Source organism: Micrococcus sp. KRD026 (assembly GCF_017168445.1).
Taxonomy (GTDB): domain Bacteria; phylum Actinomycetota; class Actinomycetes; order Actinomycetales; family Micrococcaceae; genus Micrococcus; species Micrococcus luteus.
The window spans coordinates 203,027-222,426 of sequence record NZ_JABFBA010000009.1; the positions used below are offsets into that span (position 1 = coordinate 203,027).

The 19,400-nt window shown below is 74.0% G+C and carries 19 protein-coding genes; 6 read left to right on the forward strand and 13 right to left on the reverse strand.

Annotated elements, in window-relative coordinates; translation table 11 throughout:
- Nucleotides 1-56: 56 nt before the first annotated feature.
- Genes J1M40_RS04025 through J1M40_RS04035 form a run of 3 tightly spaced genes read left to right on the forward strand, consistent with a single transcriptional unit; the run spans nucleotide 57 to nucleotide 2,450 of the window.
- Nucleotides 57-1,247 (forward strand): LLM class flavin-dependent oxidoreductase, encoded by a 1,191-nt coding sequence (locus tag J1M40_RS04025; RefSeq protein ID WP_036313995.1) that lies wholly within the window; start codon nucleotides 57-59, stop codon nucleotides 1,245-1,247.
- Nucleotides 1,244-1,933 carry an FMN reductase gene (locus J1M40_RS04030; protein WP_020628145.1) on the forward strand — a complete coding sequence of 230 codons (690 nt, stop codon included), beginning with the start codon at nucleotides 1,244-1,246 and terminating at the stop codon, nucleotides 1,931-1,933. The genes J1M40_RS04025 and J1M40_RS04030 overlap by 4 nt, the downstream gene beginning before the upstream one ends.
- Nucleotides 1,905-2,450, forward strand: a complete 546-nt coding sequence (locus tag J1M40_RS04035) for a MarR family winged helix-turn-helix transcriptional regulator (protein ID WP_020628146.1) — start codon at nucleotides 1,905-1,907, stop codon at nucleotides 2,448-2,450. The genes J1M40_RS04030 and J1M40_RS04035 overlap by 29 nt, the downstream gene beginning before the upstream one ends.
- Before the next feature lie 99 nt (nucleotides 2,451-2,549).
- Here J1M40_RS04035 and J1M40_RS04040 read toward each other — a convergent pair whose 3' ends face one another.
- The 8 genes from J1M40_RS04040 to J1M40_RS04075 form a co-directional block, all read right to left on the reverse strand.
- Nucleotides 2,550-3,776: a trypsin-like serine protease gene (locus J1M40_RS04040; RefSeq protein ID WP_223247523.1), complete on the reverse strand. Its 1,227-nt coding sequence runs from the start codon at nucleotides 3,774-3,776 to the stop codon at nucleotides 2,550-2,552.
- Nucleotides 3,777-3,898: 122 nt separating this feature from the next.
- On the reverse strand, nucleotides 3,899-4,900 hold the full coding sequence (locus J1M40_RS04045) for an SseB family protein (RefSeq protein ID WP_078025993.1): 1,002 nt from the start codon (nucleotides 4,898-4,900) through the stop codon (nucleotides 3,899-3,901).
- Nucleotides 4,897-5,682 carry a bifunctional 1-(5-phosphoribosyl)-5-((5-phosphoribosylamino)methylideneamino)imidazole-4-carboxamide isomerase/phosphoribosylanthranilate isomerase PriA gene (gene priA / locus J1M40_RS04050; protein WP_020628149.1) on the reverse strand — a complete coding sequence of 262 codons (786 nt, stop codon included), beginning with the start codon at nucleotides 5,680-5,682 and terminating at the stop codon, nucleotides 4,897-4,899. The genes J1M40_RS04045 and priA overlap by 4 nt, the downstream gene beginning before the upstream one ends.
- Nucleotides 5,683-5,714: 32 nt before the next feature.
- Complete coding sequence (locus J1M40_RS04055; RefSeq protein WP_004167696.1) at nucleotides 5,715-5,873, reverse strand: hypothetical protein; 159 nt, start codon at nucleotides 5,871-5,873, stop codon at nucleotides 5,715-5,717.
- On the reverse strand, nucleotides 5,873-6,532 hold the full coding sequence (gene hisH, locus J1M40_RS04060; RefSeq protein WP_004167703.1) for an imidazole glycerol phosphate synthase subunit HisH: 660 nt from the start codon (nucleotides 6,530-6,532) through the stop codon (nucleotides 5,873-5,875). Before hisH ends, J1M40_RS04055 begins: the two co-directional genes overlap by 1 nt.
- Complete coding sequence (gene hisB / locus J1M40_RS04065; RefSeq protein ID WP_152743305.1) at nucleotides 6,532-7,113, reverse strand: imidazoleglycerol-phosphate dehydratase HisB; 582 nt, start codon at nucleotides 7,111-7,113, stop codon at nucleotides 6,532-6,534. The genes hisH and hisB overlap by 1 nt, the downstream gene beginning before the upstream one ends.
- Before the next feature lie 181 nt (nucleotides 7,114-7,294).
- The gene (locus J1M40_RS04070; protein ID WP_020628150.1) at nucleotides 7,295-8,416 is read right to left on the reverse strand and encodes a histidinol-phosphate transaminase; all 1,122 of its coding nucleotides are present in this window, start codon (nucleotides 8,414-8,416) and stop codon (nucleotides 7,295-7,297) included.
- Between the two features lie 43 nt (nucleotides 8,417-8,459).
- Nucleotides 8,460-8,834, reverse strand: a complete 375-nt coding sequence (locus J1M40_RS04075; protein WP_020628151.1) for a LysM peptidoglycan-binding domain-containing protein — start codon at nucleotides 8,832-8,834, stop codon at nucleotides 8,460-8,462.
- 291 nt (nucleotides 8,835-9,125) lie between these two features.
- Between J1M40_RS04075 and lexA the strand changes: the two genes are divergently transcribed.
- A complete protein-coding gene (gene lexA, locus J1M40_RS04080; protein WP_020628152.1) occupies nucleotides 9,126-9,842 on the forward strand; it encodes a transcriptional repressor LexA in 717 nt (238 codons plus the stop codon).
- A gap of 43 nt (nucleotides 9,843-9,885) precedes the next feature.
- On the opposite strand, the gene J1M40_RS04085 is transcribed toward lexA, so the two are convergent.
- Complete coding sequence (locus J1M40_RS04085) at nucleotides 9,886-11,985, reverse strand: ATP-dependent DNA helicase (protein WP_036314002.1); 2,100 nt, start codon at nucleotides 11,983-11,985, stop codon at nucleotides 9,886-9,888.
- Nucleotides 11,982-13,622, reverse strand: a complete 1,641-nt coding sequence (gene hflX / locus J1M40_RS04090) for a GTPase HflX (protein WP_036314004.1) — start codon at nucleotides 13,620-13,622, stop codon at nucleotides 11,982-11,984. The genes J1M40_RS04085 and hflX overlap by 4 nt, the downstream gene beginning before the upstream one ends.
- 443 nt (nucleotides 13,623-14,065) lie before the next feature.
- On the opposite strand from hflX, the gene J1M40_RS04095 reads away from it, so the two are divergent.
- Both J1M40_RS04095 and J1M40_RS04100 read left to right on the forward strand, forming a co-directional pair.
- Entirely contained in the window at nucleotides 14,066-15,229 is a 1,164-nt protein-coding gene (locus tag J1M40_RS04095) for an NAD(P)-binding domain-containing protein (RefSeq protein ID WP_036315046.1), read from the forward strand.
- Between the two features lie 25 nt (nucleotides 15,230-15,254).
- Nucleotides 15,255-15,890: a class I SAM-dependent methyltransferase gene (locus J1M40_RS04100; RefSeq protein ID WP_036315043.1), complete on the forward strand. Its 636-nt coding sequence runs from the start codon at nucleotides 15,255-15,257 to the stop codon at nucleotides 15,888-15,890.
- Nucleotides 15,891-15,947: 57 nt separating this feature from the next.
- Here the strand turns inward: J1M40_RS04100 and dapF are convergent, their stop codons facing one another.
- Genes dapF through miaB form a run of 3 tightly spaced genes read right to left on the reverse strand, consistent with a single transcriptional unit; the run spans nucleotide 15,948 to nucleotide 19,396 of the window.
- The gene (gene dapF / locus J1M40_RS04105; RefSeq protein WP_095695526.1) at nucleotides 15,948-16,901 is read right to left on the reverse strand and encodes a diaminopimelate epimerase; all 954 of its coding nucleotides are present in this window, start codon (nucleotides 16,899-16,901) and stop codon (nucleotides 15,948-15,950) included.
- A gap of 9 nt (nucleotides 16,902-16,910) precedes the next feature.
- A complete protein-coding gene (gene miaA / locus J1M40_RS04110; protein WP_144819446.1) occupies nucleotides 16,911-17,849 on the reverse strand; it encodes a tRNA (adenosine(37)-N6)-dimethylallyltransferase MiaA in 939 nt (312 codons plus the stop codon).
- The gene (gene miaB / locus J1M40_RS04115; protein ID WP_020628159.1) at nucleotides 17,849-19,396 is read right to left on the reverse strand and encodes a tRNA (N6-isopentenyl adenosine(37)-C2)-methylthiotransferase MiaB; all 1,548 of its coding nucleotides are present in this window, start codon (nucleotides 19,394-19,396) and stop codon (nucleotides 17,849-17,851) included. The genes miaA and miaB overlap by 1 nt, the downstream gene beginning before the upstream one ends.
- Nucleotides 19,397-19,400: the final 4 nt, after the last annotated feature.

Genomic DNA, 19,400 nt, shown 5'->3' on the forward strand with positions numbered 1-19,400 from the left:
GCGACGGCGCGGCCGGCACCGTGAGACCCGCCCCCGGGCACACTGAGGAGCACACCATGCAGTTCGGCGTCTTCACGATCGGCGACATCACCGCCGATCCGACGAACGGGACCGCCCCCACCGAGCATCAGCGGATCAAGGACACCGTCAAGATCGCCCGCCACGCCGAGCAGGCGGGCTTCGAGGTGTTCGCGACCGGCCAGCACCACAACCCGCCCTTCGTGGCCCCGGGCAACCCGCCCACGCTGCTGGCCTACCTGGCCGCGCAGACCGAGACCCTCCAGCTCTCCACGGCGACGACCCTGATCACCACCATGGACCCGGTGCGTCTGGCCGAGGACTACGCGTACCTGCAGCACCTCGCCGACGGTCGCGTGGACCTGACGATGGGCCGCGGCAACACCGGCCCCGTGTACCCGTGGTTCGGCAAGGACATCCGCCAGGGCATCCAACTCGCCGTGGAGAACTACAACCTCCTCTACCGCCTGTGGCATGAGGAGACCGTGGACTGGAGCGGCAACCACCGCACCCCGCTGCAGGACTTCACCCTCACCCCGCAGCCCCTGGACGGCGTCGCCCCCTTCGTGTGGCACGGCTCCATCCGCTCCCCCGAGATCGCCGAGCAGGCCGCCTACTACGGCGACGGCTACTTCCACAACAACATCTTCTGGAACAAGGAGCACGTCATCCAGATGGTGCGCCTGTACCGCCAGCGCTACGAGTACTACGGCCACGGCAAGGCCCATCAGGCGTACGTGGCCCTGGGCGGCCAGGCCTACATGGCGAAGAACTCGCAGGACGCCGTGGCGGAGTTCCGCCCCTACTTCGACAACGCGCCGGTCTACGGCCACGGCCCGTCCCTCGAGGACTTCTCGAGGATGACGCCCCTGACGGTCGGCTCGCCGCAGCAGGTCATCGAGCGCACGCTCACGTTCCGCGACTGGGTGGGCGACTACCAGCGTCAGATGTTCCTCATCGACCACGCCGGCCTGCCCACGGACACCGTCCTGCGGCAGATCGACCTCTTCGGCGAGGAGGTCCTGCCCGTGCTGCGCAAGGAGTTCGACGCTCTGAAGCCGGACGACGTCCCGGCGGCCCCGACCCACGAGTTCCTCGTGGCACGCGCCCGCCGCGGCGAGGCTCCCGTGCCCGGCGGCAAGGAGGGATCGCAGGCCCAGCTCGACCGCGCGGCGGCCGCCGAGCAGCGCGCCACCGCCGATGCCGCGAAGGGCGGTGCCGCGCAGTGACCACCCCCGGCGCCCCCGATGCCTCCGCCCCGTTCACGCCGCAGGCCCGGCACCTCGCCGTGGTCTCCGGCGGGTCCGGGGACCCGTCCCAGACCCGCATGCTCGCCGAACGCATGGCGGAGTCCGCCTCGGCGGCGCTCTCCGAGCACGGCGTGGTCCCGCAGATCCACCTGATCACGCTGCGGGAGCTCGCCGTGGACATCGCGCAGGCCCTGGTGACCTTCGCCATCTCCCCGGCCCTGCGCGCCGCCCTGGACGAGGTCGCCCAGGCCGACGCCGTCATCGCGGTCTCGCCCACGTACAAGGCCTCCTACTCGGGCCTGTTCAAGTCCTTCTGGGACCTCGCGGAGCCCACGTCCGTCGTCGGGGTGCCCGTGCTCCTCGGCGCCACCGGCGGCACCGCCCGCCACTCGCTCATGATCGACACCGCCATGCGGCCGCTGTTCGCCTACCTCAAGGCCCGCATCGTGCCGACCGCGGTCTTCGCGGCCTCGGACGACTGGGGCGAGGCGGCCGGCGTGCAGGCCTCGATGCGGACCGACCCGCTGCAGTCCCGCATCCGGGCCGCCGGACGCGACCTGGCCGAGATCACCCTGAGCCGCCCCCCGCGGGCACGCGCCGCCGCGCCCGCGGACATCGACCTGGAGGTGACCCCCTTTGAGCAGCTCCTCAACCCCGGCCCCTGAGCCCGCCGCGCAGGACGCGGCGCCGGCGGAGCCCGACGGCGGCTGGTTCGGCTCCGCATCGGAGGCGCACCGCCCGGTGGACCCGCCCAAGCGCGCCTGGCGCGCCTACTTCGAGGCCACCCAGATGCTCACGGAGGTGGTGGAGCGCCGCCTGAAGCAGGACTGCGGCATGTCGCTGGCCGACTACAACCTGCTGCTGCTCCTCTACGAGTCCCCCGAGGGCCGGCTCCGGCTGGGAGAGCTGGCGTCCCGGATGGTCTTCTCCCCGTCGCGCATCACCTACCAGGTGAAGACGCTCGTGGCCCGCGGCCTGATCGACCGCCGCCCGGTGGCCTGTGACCGGCGGGGCTTCGAGGCCGTCCTCACCGACGAGGGCCGGTCCGCCTTCCGGCGCGCCGCGATCGAGCACGCCCGGCAGGTGGACGAGCTCTTCCTCGGCGACCTGGCGCCGGGCGAGGCGGAGTCCCTCACCCGGATCTTCTCCCGCCTGGGGCGGCGGCTCGAGGGGCTGTGCTGACCGCGTCCCCACCTGGCCGGGGCCGCCCCGGGACGTGACGAGGCCCGGTGATCCGTGCGGGATCACCGGGCCTCGTCGTGTCGTTCGGGGCGGAATCGATCAGCCGACCAGCTGACCGCCCAGGGTCACGGTGGCGTCCGTGGCGGCGCCGGCGGCGTCGACCACGGTGACCACCACGGAGCCGCCCGCGGGCACCTCGGCCGGCACGGGCAGCCAGGCGCGGTACTCGCCGGTGAGGTCCAGGCCGTCCTGGCCGAGGACCGTGCCGTCGGCGTCGTAGGCCGTGACGGTGACGGAGGCGAAGCCGCCCTGATCCGTCTGCGCGACCACCTGGGTGCCGTAGGCGACACCCTCGGCGGGCGCGGCCACGACGTCGGTCACGCCCGGCGCAGCGGCCTCGGCGACCGGGGCCTCAGCAGCGGGGGCCGCCTCGGCGGCCTCCTCCTCCGCGGCGGCCTCGGCGCGGGCCTTGAGCTCGGCCGCGATGGCCTCCTCCTCAGCCGGCGTGAACTCGGTCAGCTCGGACTCGTCCACGGCGGGCTCGCCGCCGGTGGGCAGGTCCTCGTCGGCCACGGGGCCCGCGACGTCGGCGATCGCCGGGGCGGTCTCGGCGGCCGGAGCGGTCTCCGCGGCCGCGGCGGTCTCGGCGGCGGGCGCCGCGGAGGCGTCCAGCGCGTCGAGGGACTCGACCGGGACCATGATCGAGGACATCGCCTGGGCGTCGCAGCCCACCACGTTGCCCTCGGCGTCGAAGGTCACCGGGGCGATGCCCGAGATGACCCCGACCACCCGCTGCTGGGCGTCATAGACGGCCCCGCCCGAGTCGCCGGCGTAGGTCGAGGCGGTGTCGAGGGCAACCTGATCCGCGTACGCGTCGTCGCAGACCGTGGCGGCCTCGAAGGTCTGCGTGTGGGACACGGTGTTCGGCGCGCCCAGCGGCACGGACGAGCCGTGGGTGTAGACGGTCTCGCCCACACCGATGGACGAGGCCGGCCGCGTGGACCAGTCGCCCACGACGTCGACGTCGTCGGCCAGGGCCACGCGGACCGCGTCCACGCCCGAATCGCCGGGCAGTGCCGAGACGGTGCCGATCGCGGTGCCGTCGACGTCGCGGACGGTCGAGCCGATCTGCCATTGGCCCGCACCACAGTGGGCCGCGGTGTAGGCGGTGGCGTCGTCGACGATGGTCAGACTGCACGCCCCGGCCGGCGCGGTGATCGCCGAGCCCTGGGTGAGCGTGGTCTGCGCGAGGGCGGGGCCGGCACCGGCCACCACCACCGCGCCCAGCGCCGCGGTGGCGACGCCGGTCAAGGTTCTGGTTCTCATGGGTACTCCTCGGAGGATGGGAGGCATGGGGCCGGCGCGCGGCGCACGGCCTCCAGGATGGGGTGGGGCCACCACGGGCCCTCCCCTCCCCCTCAACGGTACCGGACAGGCCGGGCGACCGATCAGGGTCGGCGGACCGTGATCTCCACGGAGTCGGCCCGCTCGGCCAGCAGCGGCAGGTCTGCCAGGAGGGTCTTGAGCGTGGCCGTCATCAGGCGCACCCCGGCCGCGTCGGCGTCCCGGGTGGGCATCGCGACGATCTGCAGCTCGGGCCCGGCCCCGCCTCCGTTCATCACCGCGCCGGAGCCCGTGTGCGTGGCCACCCCCGACCCGGGTGCGAGGCCCAGGTTGAGCAGGTTCGGGACCAGGTCGGCGACCTCGGCGATCTCGTCCGCGATCTCCTGGTCCCGATAGGCGGGGGTCCACTCCCTCTGCTGGGCGAGCGACCACACGGCCGGGCGTCGCACCACGTACGTGTGCTCGGCGCCGGCGTCGATGACGACGAGCTCACAGCCCTCGTCCACGGCGGACAGGCAGGCACGCGGCAGCCACACGGCCACGGGTCGGGCGACCGGGTTCCATGCCGTCAGCGCGGGCACGTTCGTGAACACCGGCAGCGCCTGCCGGCCGTCCGGCGCGCGCATGGTCACGAGGGCCACGTCCGCGGCCTTGTCCCCGTGCGCCGCGACGTCGTGCTCGTGACCGGTGTGGTCGGCGTGGTCGTGGACGTCGTCCTCGTCCCCGGCGAGGGTGGGCACGACGGCGGCGAACACGCGGATGCGCGCGAGCACCTCCGTCACCTCCCGCTCACCGGCGGAGCCGTCCGTCAGGGCCGACATGACGGCGGTCCACTCGGCCGGGCTGGTGCCGTCGTCCTCGTCGAACACGTGCAACGGGTTCGCGGAGCCGTCCACGCCGGGGCCGGAGAGGTCACGGCCCTGCCACGGGACGCCCGCGGTGTCCGCGGTGTTCTCGCCCGCGGTCTTCTCCCGCATGCGGTCGAGTGCGGCCCGGATGTGCCCCGGCAGCTCCCGGGCCGCCGGATGCGGCACCGCGACCGTCTCGTCGATCGGACCGAGCCCGTCGTCGCGGGCCAGGCCGCCGTCGTCGTGCGAGCCCGTCACGGGGCGACCGGGCCGGGCTGCTCGGAGCGCGCCTGCTCCACCGTGGCGCCGCCGGCGACGGCCAGCGCCTGCTCCAGGCTGAAGCGGCCGGCGTACAGCGCCTTGCCCATGATCGCGCCCTCGACGCCCTGGCCGGTCATGGCCGCGAGCGCGGCAACGTCCTCGAGGGAGGAGATGCCGCCCGAGGCGACGACCGGCTTCGCGGTCTTCGCGCAGACCTGGGCGAGCAGCTCCGTGTTCGGCCCCTTGAGCGTGCCGTCCTTCGTGACGTCGGTGACCACGTAGCGGGCGCAGCCGGCATCCTCGAGGCGGGCGAGCACCTCCCAGAGGTCGCCGCCCTCCTTGGTCCAGCCGCGGGCGGCGAGCGTGGTGCCGCGCACGTCGAGGCCCACGGCCACCCGGTCGCCGAAGCGCTCGATGACGCGCGCGGTCCAGTCCGGGTCCTCGAGGGCGGCGGTGCCCAGGTTCACGCGCGCCGCACCCATCTCGAGGGCGTTCTCGAGCGAGGCGTCGTCGCGGATGCCGCCGGACAGCTCGATCTTCACGCCGATCTCCTCCACCACACGGCGCATGACCTCGCGGTTGTCACCGCGACCGAAGGCCGCGTCCAGGTCCACGAGGTGGATCCACTCCGCGCCGGCGCGCTGCCAGTCCAGGGCGGCGGTGACCGGGTCGCCGTACGAGGTGGCGCTGCCGGCCTCGCCCTGGACGAGGCGGACGGCCTGGCCGTCCTGGACGTCGACGGCGGGCAGCAGCTCGAGGGCGGGGGCGTTCGGGGTCATGGGGTTCCTCTCGGGTGGGGCGGCCGGCGCGGTCAGGCGCCGACGGTCAGGAAGGAGGCGGCGATGGCCATGCCGGCCAGCACGAGGACGATCACGATGGCCCACAGCGGCGCCTTCTGCGTGCGCATGGACCAGGCGGCGCCGAGCAGCAGCCCGCCGAGGGCGAGGTAGAGGACGGACCAGTAGGGCATCAGAGGGTCTCCAGCCAGTTGCGCAGCAGCTGCAGCCCGGCGTCCCCGGACTTCTCGGGGTGGAACTGCGTGGCCGACAGGGGGCCGTTCTCCACGGCGGCGATGAAGTCCGCGCCGTGGTGCGCCCAGGTGACCTGGGGCGGACGCATGGCGGAGATCGTCTGGTCGAACTCCCATTCGAGCACGCCGTAGGAGTGGACGAAGTAGAACCGCTCGTCCTCGATGCCCGCGAAGAGGGCGCTGCCCTCGGGCGGCCGGACGGTGTTCCAGCCCATGTGGGGCAGGACCTCGGCGGGCAGCTCGGCGACGACACCCGGCCACTCCCCCATGCCTGCGGTGCGCTCGCCGTGCTCGACGCCGGCGTCGAAGAGGATCTGGTGGCCCACGCAGATGCCGAGGACGGGTCGGCCCCCGGCCACGCGGCGGCCGATCCAGCGGGTGCCGCCGACCTCGGTCAGTGCCCGCATCACGGACGCGTACGCCCCGACGCCGGGCACGAGCAGCCCGTCGGCCTCCTGCACGGCCTGCGGATCGCGCGTGAGCTCGACCTCCGCGCCGGCCCGCTCCACGGCACGCAGCGCCGAGTGCACGTTGCCCGAGCCGTAGTCCAGGACGGCGACGCGCGGCCGCACGCCGGGGACGGTGGTGGGGCGGGCCATCAGAGGGCGCCCTTGGTGGAGGGCACGCCGGTCATGCGGGGGTCGTCCTCGACGGCGGCGCGCAGGGCGCGGGCGAAGGCCTTGAACTGCGCCTCGACGATGTGGTGCGGATCCCGGCCTCGCACGACGTCCATGTGGAGGCAGATCGCCGCGTGGTACGTGATCGACTCGAACACATGGCGGGTCATGGAACCGGTGAAGTGCCCGCCGATGAGGTGGTACTGCTGGCCCTCGGGCTCGCCCTCGTGCACGAGGTACGGCCGGCCGGAGACGTCGACGACGGCGCGCGCCAGCGCCTCGTCCAGCGGCACGGACGCCTCGCCGAAGCGGCGGATGCCGGACTTGTCCCCGAGCGCGGTCTTGAGCACCTCGCCCAGGGTGATGGCGACGTCCTCGACCGTGTGGTGCACGTCGATGTGCGTGTCCCCGGTGGCACGGACCGTCAGGTCGATCTGGGAGTGCCGGGACAGCGCGGTGAGCATGTGGTCGTAGAACGGCACGGTGGTGGAGATCTCAGCGCGGCCGGTGCCGTCCAGATCCATCTCGACGTACACGTCCGACTCGCTCGTGGTGCGCGTCATGCGCGCACGGCGTCCGGAGATCAACTCGGCTGCCACGGGTCCTCCTCGGGCTGGGTCCGCACCGGTCCGGGACGGGTGCGGGGGGATGCGGGTGCGCGCGGCCGGTGCCGGCGGGCCGGGGCGCCGCGCGCGCTGTCCCTATCCTAGGGAGCCGGGCGGACGCCGAGACTCCGGTGACGCCTCAGGACCGGTCCCCGGTCTCGCCGAGGACCTCCGCGAGAGCGGTGAGGAACGCCGTCGTCTCCGCCTCGGTGCCGGCGGTGACGCGCAGGTGGTGCGGGATGCCGACGTCCCGCACGAGGACGCCGCGGTCGAGCAGGCGGCGCCACACGTCGGACGCGTCCTCGAGGTGACCGAAGAAGACGAAGTTCGAGTCGGACACCGAGGGCCTCAGTCCCAGGCCGCGCAGGGTGGAGACGATGCGGTCGCGCTGGGCCTTGATGTCCTCCACGGTGCGCAGCAGCGCGTCCACGTGATCGAGGGCGGCCTCCGCCGTGGCCTGCGTGACCGCGGAGAGGTGGTACGGCAGGCGCACCAGGCGCAGGGCGTCGGCGACGGCGGGGTCCGCGGCCAGGTAGCCCAGGCGCGCGCCGGCCAGGGCGAACGCCTTGGACATGGTGCGCGTGACGATCAGCCGCTCACGGCCGGGCAGGAGGGTGAGGGCGGAGCGGGTGCCGGCGAGGGCGAACTCCGCGTAGGCCTCGTCCACGACGACCATGGCGCCGGGCCCGCCGGCGGCCTCGTTCTGCGCCTGCGCGGCGTACACGGCCTCGATGGTCGCCAGGTCCAGGGCGGTGCCCGTCGGGTTGTTGGGCGAGGCCAGGAAGACGACGTGCGGACGGTGCTCCCGCACCATGGCCGCCGCGTGCTCGGCGCTGAGGGTGTGGTCTTCGGCACGGCCGCCGTCCACGAACACGGTGTCCGTGCCGCCGGCCAGCAGCGGGTACATGGAGTACGAGGGCAGGAAGCTCAGCAGTGTCCGCCCGGGGCCGCCGAAGGCCTGGAGGATCTGCTGCAGGATCTCGTTGGAGCCGTTTCCGGCCCACACGTGGTCCGCCGTGAGGCCGTGGCCGAGGTAGCCGGCGAGCGCACGTCGCAGCCCCGTGAACTCGCGGTCCGGGTAGCGGTTCAGCCCCCCGGCGACGGCCGCGACCCGCTCGGCGATGGCGGTGGCGACCTCCTCCGGCACCGGATGCGTGTTCTCGTTGGTGTTGAGCATGTACGGCACGTCCAGCTGGGGGGCGCCGTAGGGGCTCAGGCCGCGGAGGTTCTCACGCAGGGGCAGAGAGCTGAGGTCGGTCATGGCCGCCAGTCTAGGAAGCGTGGAGGGCGAGGCCCGCCGTGCGTCACCGCGTGGCCGGGACGAACAGCTCCTCGCCCGGCGCGGGGGCCCGGCCCTCGAGCCCGTTGAGCTCGTCGATCGTGGCGATCACCTCGTAGACGTCCGCCTCCGGAGCCACCGTGGTGGCGATGGTCCACAGGCTGTCCCCGGGCATGACCGTGACGGACTGGGTGGCGGGCCCCGCGGTGTCCGCGGACACCGCGGCGGGCGACAGCAGCACACCCAGGAAGAAGGCGGCCGCCAGCGTGGCGGCCACGGCCGCGGCGATCACGGGGATCCCCCGCAGCACGAGGCGGCCGCGGCGGGTCAGACGGATGGTGGCCGGACGCGGCCGCGCCGTCGCGGGCGAGCCGGCGAACTGGGCGGTGGTGAGCGTCATGGTGTCCTCCTCCGGGGCGGATGCCCTCCAGGTGATCGAACATGTGTTCGAATCCGTTCGAATGCCTTTCTAGCACAGGTGTTCGAGACATGCCACGACGAGATCGAACATATCTTTGAAGGAGAGGCGGCTCTCCTCTAGGCTCGAGGCCATGCACGGACGCCCCGGAACGCCCCGGGACCGCCAAGACACAGGCAACCAGCGGGGGCGGACACGGTAAGCGTCCGGACGGCAGCCGGACGCCGGAACACGAGTCCGGCCACCATCACCCCGGGAGAACGGACGGCAGCCATGAGCACCACCGACGATCAGCCGGCGGCGCGCGCGCCGCTCACCGACCGCCAGCGGCGGATCGTGCAGACCATCCGGGACGCGATCGCCGACCACGGCTACCCGCCCTCCATGCGCGAGATCGGCGACGCCGCGGGCCTGGCCTCGCTCTCCTCCGTCACGCACCAGCTGGGCCGTCTCGAGCGGCACGGCTACATCCGGCGCGACCCCGGACGCCCGCGTGCCCTCGAGGTGCTGCTCGACGTGGACGGCACCCCGCTGGGCGAGGCCGCCTCCCCCACCGCTGCGCCGTCGTCGCGGGTCTCCGCGATCCCCGCGTGGCACACCGGCGCAGACGAGGCGGACAGCGTGCCGGTCCCCTGGGTCGGCCGCATCGCGGCGGGCGGCCCGGTCCTGGCTGAGCAGCAGGTCGAGGACGTCATGGCGATCCCGCGACGCCTCACGGGCGAGGGCGAGCTGTTCATGCTGCGCGTCACGGGCGACTCGATGGTGGACGCCGCGATCTGCGACGGCGACTGGGTGGTGGTGCGCCGGCAGGACACGGCGGAGAATGGCGACATCGTCGCGGCCCTCCTCGACGACGAGGCCACCGTGAAGACCTTCCGCCGCCGCGACGGGCACACCTGGCTCCTCCCCCAGAACACGGCCTACGAGCCCATCCTCGGCGATCACGCCACCGTGATGGGGCGGGTCGTCACGGTCCTGCGTTCGCTCTGACCCGCTCCCTCCGGCCGGGCCGACGGCCCGAGGCCGAGCGAGGTCAATCGCCCGAGGCGAGCCGTGCCAGCACCCCGCGGACGACGTCGCGGTCCGTGGTGCGCCAGAAGTCCGGCAGGGCGCTCGTGATGTAGCCGCCGTACCGCTCGGTGGCCAGGCGGGGGTCCAGCACGGCCACCACGCCGCGGTCCGTCACGGAGCGCACGAGGCGCCCGGCGCCCTGGGCCATGCGCACGGCCGCATGCGTGGCGGAGATCCGCATGAACCCGTTGCCGCCGTGCCGGGCGACGTCCCGGGTGCGGGCCTGGGAGAGCGGGTCGTCCGGCCGCGGGAACGGGATGCGGTCGATCACCACGAGCCGCAGCGAGTTCCCCGGCACGTCCACGCCCTGCCACAGGCTCATGGTCCCGAACAGGGACGTGTCCGGCTCCTCGGAGAACTGGCGCACGAGGGCGGAGAGGGTCGCGTCCCCCTGGCACAGGATCGTGGTCTTCGGCCCGAGCCGACGGCGCATCTCGGCGGCGGCGTCCTCGGCCGCCCGGCGCGAGGAGAACAGGCCGAGGGCCCCGCCCCGCGACGCCCTCAGGAGCGCCTCGAGCTCATCCAGGGACTCCGGCGAGGCCGTCCTGCCGGGCCGGGGCAGGTGCCGGGCCACGTAGAGCACCCCCTGACGCGGGTAGTCGAAGGGGCTGCCGACGTCGAGGGCCTCGAACTTCGGGGCGTCCGGACCGGCCAGGCCCACGTCGCCGGCCACCGAGTCGAACCGGCGCTCCCCCGAGCCCACGGTGAGCGTGGCGGAGGTGAGCACCGTCGTCGCCTTGCCGAACAGGCCCTCCCGCAGCTTGCCGGCCACCGAGAGCGGGGCCACGTAGAGCTGGGGCGGGTCGGTCTCGTCCCCCGGCTGCCAGCCCACGCCGGGCTCGAAGTGGCCGGGGCGGGTGGCCCACAGCACCTCGGGGAAGTCGGCCTCGGGCCGGGCGGCGAGCATGCGCTCCACCACCTCGAGGACCTCGAGGATCCGCGAGCGCGCCATCTGCCGTCCGCCGTCGGCGTCGGCCTCCTTGTCCTTGTCCTGGCCGAGGTCGGACAGGCACTGGCGCGCGGCCGTGAGGACGCCGGTGAGGGCCTGCTCCTGCACCTCGTCCGGGCCGGCGGCGATCAGGCCGGACGGGGTGTCCGTGAACGCGCGGTCCAGGGCCGCCCCGGCTTCGATCAGGTCCTCCACGGCCACGGTGGTGTGACGGCGCAGCGAGGTGGCGGCGCCGTGCACGATCGACCCAGACAGCTGCCCGGTGACCGCACCGGTCACCCGGTCCTGCAGCTCGTGGGCCTCGTCCACGACGACGGCCGAGTACGCCGGCAGCACCGCGAGCCCCTCGAAGGCGCTGATGGCGAGCATCGCGTGGTTGGTGACCACGACGTCCGCGTCCGCCGCGTCCGCGCGGGCCCGCTCGGAGAAGCACTCCTCGGCCTGGGGGCAGCGGGACGCGCCGAGGCAGTCGACTGCGGAGACGGAGACCTGCCGCCACGCGCGGTCGGTGACGGGGACCTCGAGGTCGTCGCGGTCACCGGTCTCGGTCTGGTCCGCCCACGCCCGCAGGTACATCACCTCCTTGCCCAACAGGGAGGAGGGCCCGGCGGCGCCGTCCGTGGCGGAGCCGATCATCCCGCCGTCGTCGGCGACCGTGAAGAGGGCCTCCTCGCCCTCGTCCCCGGGGTAGCCGCCGTCCACCTTGTGCCGGCACAGGTAGTTGGAGCGGCCCTTGACCAGGGCGACGACGGGCTCGCGAGGCAGCTCGTCCTTGAGCGCCTCGACCAGCCGGGGGGCGTCCCGCTTCATGATCTGGGCCTGCAGCGCGAGCGTGGCCGTGGCGACGACGACGGGGTCCTCCTGCGTCATCGCGTGCTGGATCGCGGGGATCAGGTAGGCCAGGGACTTGCCGGTGCCGGTGCCGGCCTGCACGAGCAGGTGGCGGCGCGACTCGAGGGCGCGCGCCACCTGCAGCACCATCTCCCGCTGTCCCGCGCGGTGCTGGCCGCCGGTGGCCTGGACCGCGGCATCCAGCAGGCGCAGCGCCTCGCGCTCGTGCTCCGTGCGCGGCTGCGCGCCGCCCGCCCCGGCCTCCTGCTCCTCCTCGCTCACGACGCGTCCGCCTCCACGACGAACTCGGCGAAGTCCGGCGCGATGTCCTCACGGACCAGCACGGACAGGCGGGTGCCGCCCTCCTCGTAACCCTCGGCCAGGATCTCCGCGTCCGCCGAGTGGAGGCGGGAGACCAGCTCACCCCGGGTGAACGGGATCAGCAGTTCGAGCCGCACGTCCGGCCGCGGGATGGTGGCCGCGATGGCGCGCTCGAGCTCGTCGATGCCCTCGCCGGTGCGCGCGGAGACCACCACGGCGTGGGGCTCCTTGGACCGGATCCGGGCGACGACGGCCGGGTCCGCGGCGTCCGCCTTGTTCAGCACGATGATCTCGGGGATCCGGTGCGCGTCCACCTCCGCGAACACGGAGCGCACCGCGGCGATCTGGCCCTCGGGATCCGGGTGCGAGCCGTCCACGACGTGCAGGATGACGTCCGCGTCCGCGACCTCCTCGAGGGTGGAGCGGAACGCCTCGACCAGCTGCGTGGGCAGGTTCCGCACGAAGCCGACCGTGTCCGAGAGGGTGTAGCCGATGCCGTCCGGCGTCATGGCCTTGCGCACGGTGGGGTCCAGCGTGGCGAACAGGGCGTTCTCCACGAGCACCCCGGCGTGGGTGAGGCGGTTGAGCAGGGACGACTTCCCGGCGTTGGTGTACCCGGCGATCGCCACGGACGGCACCCGGTTGCGACGACGGTTGGCGCGCTTGGCCTCCCGGGCCGGCTTCATCCCGGCGATGTCCCGGCGCAGCTTCGCCATGCGGGTGCGGATGCGGCGGCGGTCCAGCTCGATCTTGGTCTCACCGGGTCCACGGGAGCCGATGCCCTCGCCGGCGGCGGCACGGCCGCCGGCCTGCCGGGACATGGACTCGCCCCAGCCGCGCAGGCGCGGCAGCAGGTACTCGAGCTGCGCGAGCTCGACCTGGGCGCGGCCCTCACGCGAGCTCGCGTGCTGGGCGAAGATGTCCAGGATCAGCGCGGTCCGGTCGATCACCTTCACCCGCACCACGTCCTCCAGCGCGCGACGCTGAGACGGGGCGAGCTCGGAGTCCACCACCACGGTGTCCGCACCGGAGAGCGCCACGATCTCGGCGAGCTCCTGCGCCTTGCCCTTGCCGAGGAACGTGGCCGGGTCCGGGGTGGCGCGGCGCTGGATGACGCCGTCGAGCACCTCCGAGCCCGCGGTCTCGGCGAGCGCGGCGAGCTCCCGCAGGGAGTTCTCCGCATCCTCCGCGGAGCCCTCGGTCCAGACGCCCGCCAGCACCACGCGCTCCAGGCGCAGCTGGCGGTACTCGACCTCGGTCATGTCCTCGAGCTCGGTGGACAGACCCTGCACGCGCTTGAGGGAGTGGCGCGCGGCGAGCTCGTCCTGGTCACCGTCGGCGTCCGTGTGCCCGTCCTCGCCCTCGTCCAGGGCGAGTGCACGGCCCGCGAGCGCGCCGGAGCGGTCCGGGGTGCCGGCGTCGGGGGCGTCCTCGTGGTCCGCGACCACACTGTCCGCGGAGCCGCGCCCGGTCGCCTCGCGCTCGGAGGCGCGGCGAGCGTCATCGGCGGCCAGGATGCGGTCGATCACGGCCTGGATCTCGTCCTCGGAGCCGTGGGCGCCCTGGGGGCCGGGGGTGTGCTGGTTCTTCTCAGTCATGGTCTCCTCTGGGCCGCCGCGGTCGGGCGACCCGATCGTCTCAGGGTAGAGGGGTCGGCGGACGCGTTAGGCGGCTGTCCGCAGGGGGCGGACGTGGCGGGTGACGCGCACGGCCGGTTAGGCGGAGGTCGGCGCCGCGCTGCGACGATCTCGCGGCGGCTCCGTCGGCATGGGGAAGGTGAGCACGCGGCACCGCAGCCACGAGGTCTCGTCGGCGGGCGTGCAGGGACGGACCACATCGTTCATGGTGGGATCTCCATCAGGTGCCGGGGCGCGCTCGACGGCCTCATCCGAGGCGGGCGCGCGAGGGGGCGGGGGGGGCAGTGACGCGGGGGCGTCAGCGCAGGAAGATCCACATGGGCGTCGAGTGTACCGGGCGGCGCGTGTGGGCGACAGGGGCCCCGGCGCCCGGTCCGCTGACGACGCGCACGTATCCTGCGGGCATGACCGCGTCCCCCTCCCCCGCCCCGCCGCGGCCCGGCCGGACGGGCCGGGCGACCGTCGTCGTGATCGGCGCGGGCCAGGCGGGGCTGTCCGCCGCCTACCACCTGCGCCGCCGCGGTTTCGTGGGGCTGGGTCCGAACGACGACGGCGCCGCCGGCGTCCCCGACGACGCCCCCGGCACGTTCGTGGTGCTCGACGCGGAGACCGCCCCGGGCGGCGCGTGGCAGCACCGCTGGGACTCGCTCACGATGGCCACCGTCAACCACATCCACGAGCTGCCCGGCGACCCGGTGCCGCCGGCCGACCCGGCCGCGCACGCCAACACCCTGCTGCCGGCCTACTTCGCCGATTACGAGGCACGGTTCGCCCTGCCGATCCGGCGGCCCGTGCGTGTGAGGCGCGTCGAGCGGATCGGCGAGCCGGGACGTGCGCGCGGGTTCTTCGTCCGCACGGACGGGGCGCCGGGCACGTGGCGGGCGGACTTCGTGGTCAACGCGACCGGCACCTGGACGTCCCCACGGTGGCCCTCGGTGCCCGGGATGCGCTCGTTCCGCGGCCGGCAGCTGCACACCCGTGACTACGTGTCCAAGGACGAGTTCGCCGGGCAGCGGGTGGTGATCGTGGGCATGGGCGTCTCGGCGACGCAGCTGCTGGCCGAGATCTCCACGGTCGCGGACACCCTGTGGGTGACCCGCCGCGAGCCGCAGTGGCAGGACTCGGCCGCGCCCGGCGCCCTGGCCGAGTCGGTGCGCGGGGTGGACGAACGGACCCGTGCGGGCCTGCCGCCGGGCTCCGTGGTCGGGGCGACCGGGATGCACCGCTCGTCCTGGGTACGCGAGGCCGAGACGCGAGGCGTGCTGGTGCGCCACCCCATGTTCATGGCCGTCGAGCCGGACGGGGTGCGGATGCCCGACGGCTCGTTCGAACCGGCGGACGTGATCCTCTGGGCCACCGGCTTCCGGCCGGCGATCCGGCACCTCGCTCCGCTGCGGCTGCGCACGCCCGCCGGCGGCATCCGCGTGGCGGGCGGGCGCGCCCTGGACGAGCCGCGCCTGTTCCTCCTCGGCTACGGGCCCTCCCAGTCCACGGTCGGGGCCAACCGCGCCGGGCGCGACGCCGTGCGCGCGATCCTCGCGGACCTGGCCGGGCCGGCGTCGGGCTGAGGGCCGCGACGACCTGCTGGCTACCATGGTCGCCGTGAGCTCCGCATCCCACTACTTCGACGCCGACCCCTCCGCGCCCGAGCGGCGCCGCACCCTGCGGACCCGCCTGGCCGGCCGCGACGTCGAGGTCCAGACGGCCAACGGGATCTTCTCCCCGGACGGTCTGGACAAGGGCACCGCGGCCCTGTTCTCGGCCGTGCCCGCGCCGCCGGCGACGGGCCGGTTCCTCGACGTCGGCGCGGGCTGGGGACCGATCGCCCTCACGCTGGCGCTGCGGTCGCCCGAGGCGGAGGTGACCGCCGTCGAGGTCAACGACCGCTCCCTGCAGCTGACCCGCGACAACGCCGCGGCACTGGGCCTCGACAACGTCGTGGCACTGCGGCCGGAGGACGTCCCCGAGGACGCGGAGTTCGACCTCATCTGGTCCAACCCGCCCATCCGGATCGGCAAGCCGGCACTGCACGCCCTGCTGGAGCGGTGGCTGCCACGCCTGGCCCCCGGCGGCGAGGCCTGGCTGGTGGTGCAGAAGAACCTCGGGGCGGACTCGCTGCTGCCGTGGATCGGCCGGATGCTCGAGGAGCGCGCGCCCGGCCGGTTCACCGCGGAGCGGGCGGACAGCGTCAAGGGCTTCCGGATCCTGCGGGTGGTGCGGGCGCGCTGAGGCGCCGTTTCCCGAACGACAGCGGTTCGTGGCCCGCCGTTTCCCGAACGACAGCGGTCAGGCGGTGAGTTCGCCGTCGAAGACCAGCTCGGCCGGGCCGGAGAGGACCACGTGCTCGGTCCCCTCCGGACCCGGCACGACATCCACGGCCAGCACGCCACCGGGCACCTCGACGAGCCACGAGTCCGAGCCCTGGTCGCCCGACCACGCGCGCATCGCCACAGCCGCCGCGCACGCGCCCGTCCCACAGGACTGGGTCTCGCCCACCCCGCGCTCGTGCACGCGCATCCGCACGCGCCCGACGCCCTCGCGCACGAGCGGCTCGTGCGCGGCCACGAACTCGACGTTCGTGCCGTGCGGCGGGGCGGGGTCCACCTCGGGGGCGCGGCCCAGGTCCAGGCCCTGCAGGTCGGCGAAGGAGGCCAGCGGGACCACGGTGTGGGGGTTGCCCATCGAGATGCTCAGCGCCGGACGCGGATCGGTGAGGCCGTGGGCGAGGACCATCGAGTCCGACGCCGCCTCCTCCGCCAGCTCGGGGTCGAGGTACGACCAGGGGCCCATGTCGATCGCGTAGCCGTGCTCGAGCCGGGTCACGGCCTTCACACCGGCGCGCGTGCCGATGGTGATCGCCCGGCCGGGGGCCAGGTCCACGAGGCCCTTCTCGACCAGGAAGTGCACGAAGACGCGCACCCCGTTGCCGCACATCTCGGCGATCGAGCCGTCGCCGTTGCGGTAGTCCATGAACCACTCGGCCTCGGGGTGCTCGGCGAGCAGCGCCTCACCCTCCGGCAGACGCGCGGACCGCACGGCGCGGATGACGCCGTCGGCGCCGATCCCCCGGTGCCGGTCAGCCAGCCGTGCGACGCGCTGGGCGTCGAGCTGCGTGTTGCCGTCCGGGTCGGCGATCAGCACGAAGTCGTTGCCCGTGCCATGGCCCTTCGTGAACGGCACGCGTGGCGCGCTCGCGTGGAGGGGGTCCTGGGCGGCGGGCGCCGCGGGCTGCTCGGTCATGGGCCCAGTCTAGGTGGCGTCCCCGGCGACGACGGCGAGCGCCTCCGCCACGATGTCCTCGCCCTGCGCGTCGAGCCAGACGACGCGTGGGTCGGCCCGGAACCAGGTCTCCTGGCGTCGGGCGAACCGGCGCGTGGCCACGACGGTCTGCTCGGCCGCCTCCGCCTCGGTGAGCTCGCCGTCGAGGACGGCGAGCATCTGGGCGTAGCCGATCGCGCGGGACGCGGTCGGCCCCTGCCGCAGCCCCTCCGACCCGGGGACGTCGAGGCGGCGGACCTCGTCCAGCAGGCCCCCGGCCAGCATGCGCTCCACCCGGGCCGCGATCCGCTGGTGCAGCTCGGCCCGGTCCAGGCGCAGGCCGAGCTGCACCACGGGGGCGACCTCCGGGGCGTACGTGCGCTCCGGCATGAACGCGGAGAACGGACGGCCCGTCAGCCGGCACACCTCCAGCGCGCGCACGATGCGGCGGGCGTCCTGCAGCCGCTCCGCCGAGACCGGGTCCAGGGCGGCCAGCTCGGCCCTCAGCCCGGCCAGGCCCTCCCGCTGCGCGCGCGCCTCCAGCTCGGTCCGCAGCGCCGGGTCCGTGGGCGGGAAGTCGAGCACGTCCAGCGCCGCCCGCACGTACAGCCCGGAGCCGCCCACGAGGATCGGGGTCCGACCCCGCGCGCGGATCTGGTCGAACAGGTCGCGGGCCGCGGACTGGAAGGCCGCCACCGAGGCCTCCTGGCCGACGTCGAGCACGTCCAGCAGATGGTGCGGGACGCCCTCGCGTTCAGCCGGGGTGACCTTCGCCGTGCCCACGTCCATCCCCCGGTAGAACTGCAGGGCGTCCCCGTTGACCACCTCGCCGTCCAGCGCGTGCGCCAGGGCGACGGCGAGGGCGGACTTGCCCGTCGCCGTCGCCCCGACGACGGCGACGACGGGCGGCCGGGCCGCGGCGGCGGGCATCAGGACCGCGGGCGCAGGGTCGGCATGCCGAGGCTCGTGGCACCGGAGCCGCCCGCCGTGCCGGGGGCCGGCGCGCCGCACGATTCGGCCTGGGCGCGGTCCCACGCATCGCCGGCGCGGGAGCGGCGCAGGACGTAGTCCTGTGCGGTCGGGTCGGCGACGGCGAAGAACGGGTGGGCCTCGGTGACCGTCACGGTGACGAAGTCGCCGGGGCGGGGGGTCTCGGCGCCGGCGGGCACGGAGAAGTGCACGAGCCGGTTGTCGGGTGCGCGCCCGGACAGGCGGCCGCGCTCGGCGGCCTTGGAGCCGGAGTCGGCGGTGACGAGCAGCTCCTGGCGGGTGCCGACGAGCGTGGCCATCTCCTCGGCCGAGATCCGGTCCTGCAGGGCCACGAGGCGCTCGAAGCGCTCCTGGACGACGGCCTTGGGCACCTGGTGGTCCATCTCCCCGGCGGGGGTCCCGGGGCGGATGGAGTACTGGAAGGTGAACGCGGAGGAGAAGCGGGAGGCCTCGACCACGCGCATCGTCTCGGCGAAGTCCTCCTCGGTCTCCCCGGGGAAGCCGACGATGATGTCCGTGGTGATGGCGGCGTGCGGGATGCGCTCGCGCACCTTCTCCAGGATCCGCAGGAACTTCGCGGACCGGTAGGAGCGGCGCATGTCCTTGAGCACCTTGTCCGAGCCCGACTGCAGGGGCATGTGCAGCTGCGGCATGACGTTGGGGGTCTCGGCCATCGCGTCGATGACGTCGTCCGTGAACGCGGCCGGGTGGGGGCTGGTGAAGCGGACGCGTTCGAGTCCCTCGATCTCCCCGCACGCGCGCAGCAGCTTGGCGAACGCGCCGCGGTCGCCGAACTCGACGCCGTAGGTGTTCACGTTCTGGCCCAGCAGCGTGACCTCGACGGCGCCGGCATCGACGAGCGCCTGCACCTCGGCGAGGATCTCCCCGGGGCGGCGGTCCTTCTCCTTGCCGCGCAGCGACGGGACGATGCAGAACGTGCACGTGTTGTTGCAGCCCACGGAGATGGACACCCAGCCGGAGTGCGTGGAGTCCCGCTTGGTGGGCAGGGTGGAGGGGAACACCTCGAGCGACTCGAGGATCTCGATCTCGGCCTCGGCGTTGTGGCGGGAGCGCTCCAGCAGCACGGGCAGGGAGCCGATGTTGTGGGTGCCGAAGACGACGTCCACCCACGGGGCCCTGCGCTGGATGGCGGCCTGGTCCTTCTGGGCGAGGCACCCGCCGACGGCGATCTGCATGCCCGGGTGCGCGTCCTTCACCGCACGCAGGTTGCCGAGGTTGCCGTACAGGCGGTTGTCCGCGTTCTCGCGGACCGCGCACGTGTTGAAGACCACGAGGTCGGCCTGGGCGTCCTCGGCGACCGGGGCGTAGCCGGTGGACTCGAGCAGGCCGGAGATGCGCTCGGAGTCGTGCACGTTCATCTGGCAGCCGAAGGTGCGGACCTCATAGGTCAGGCCCTCGTGCGGGCGCGCGGCGGCGCCGTCCTGCGCGAGCGGGGTGGTGCGGGGGGTGGGGTCCGTCAGAGTCACCGCA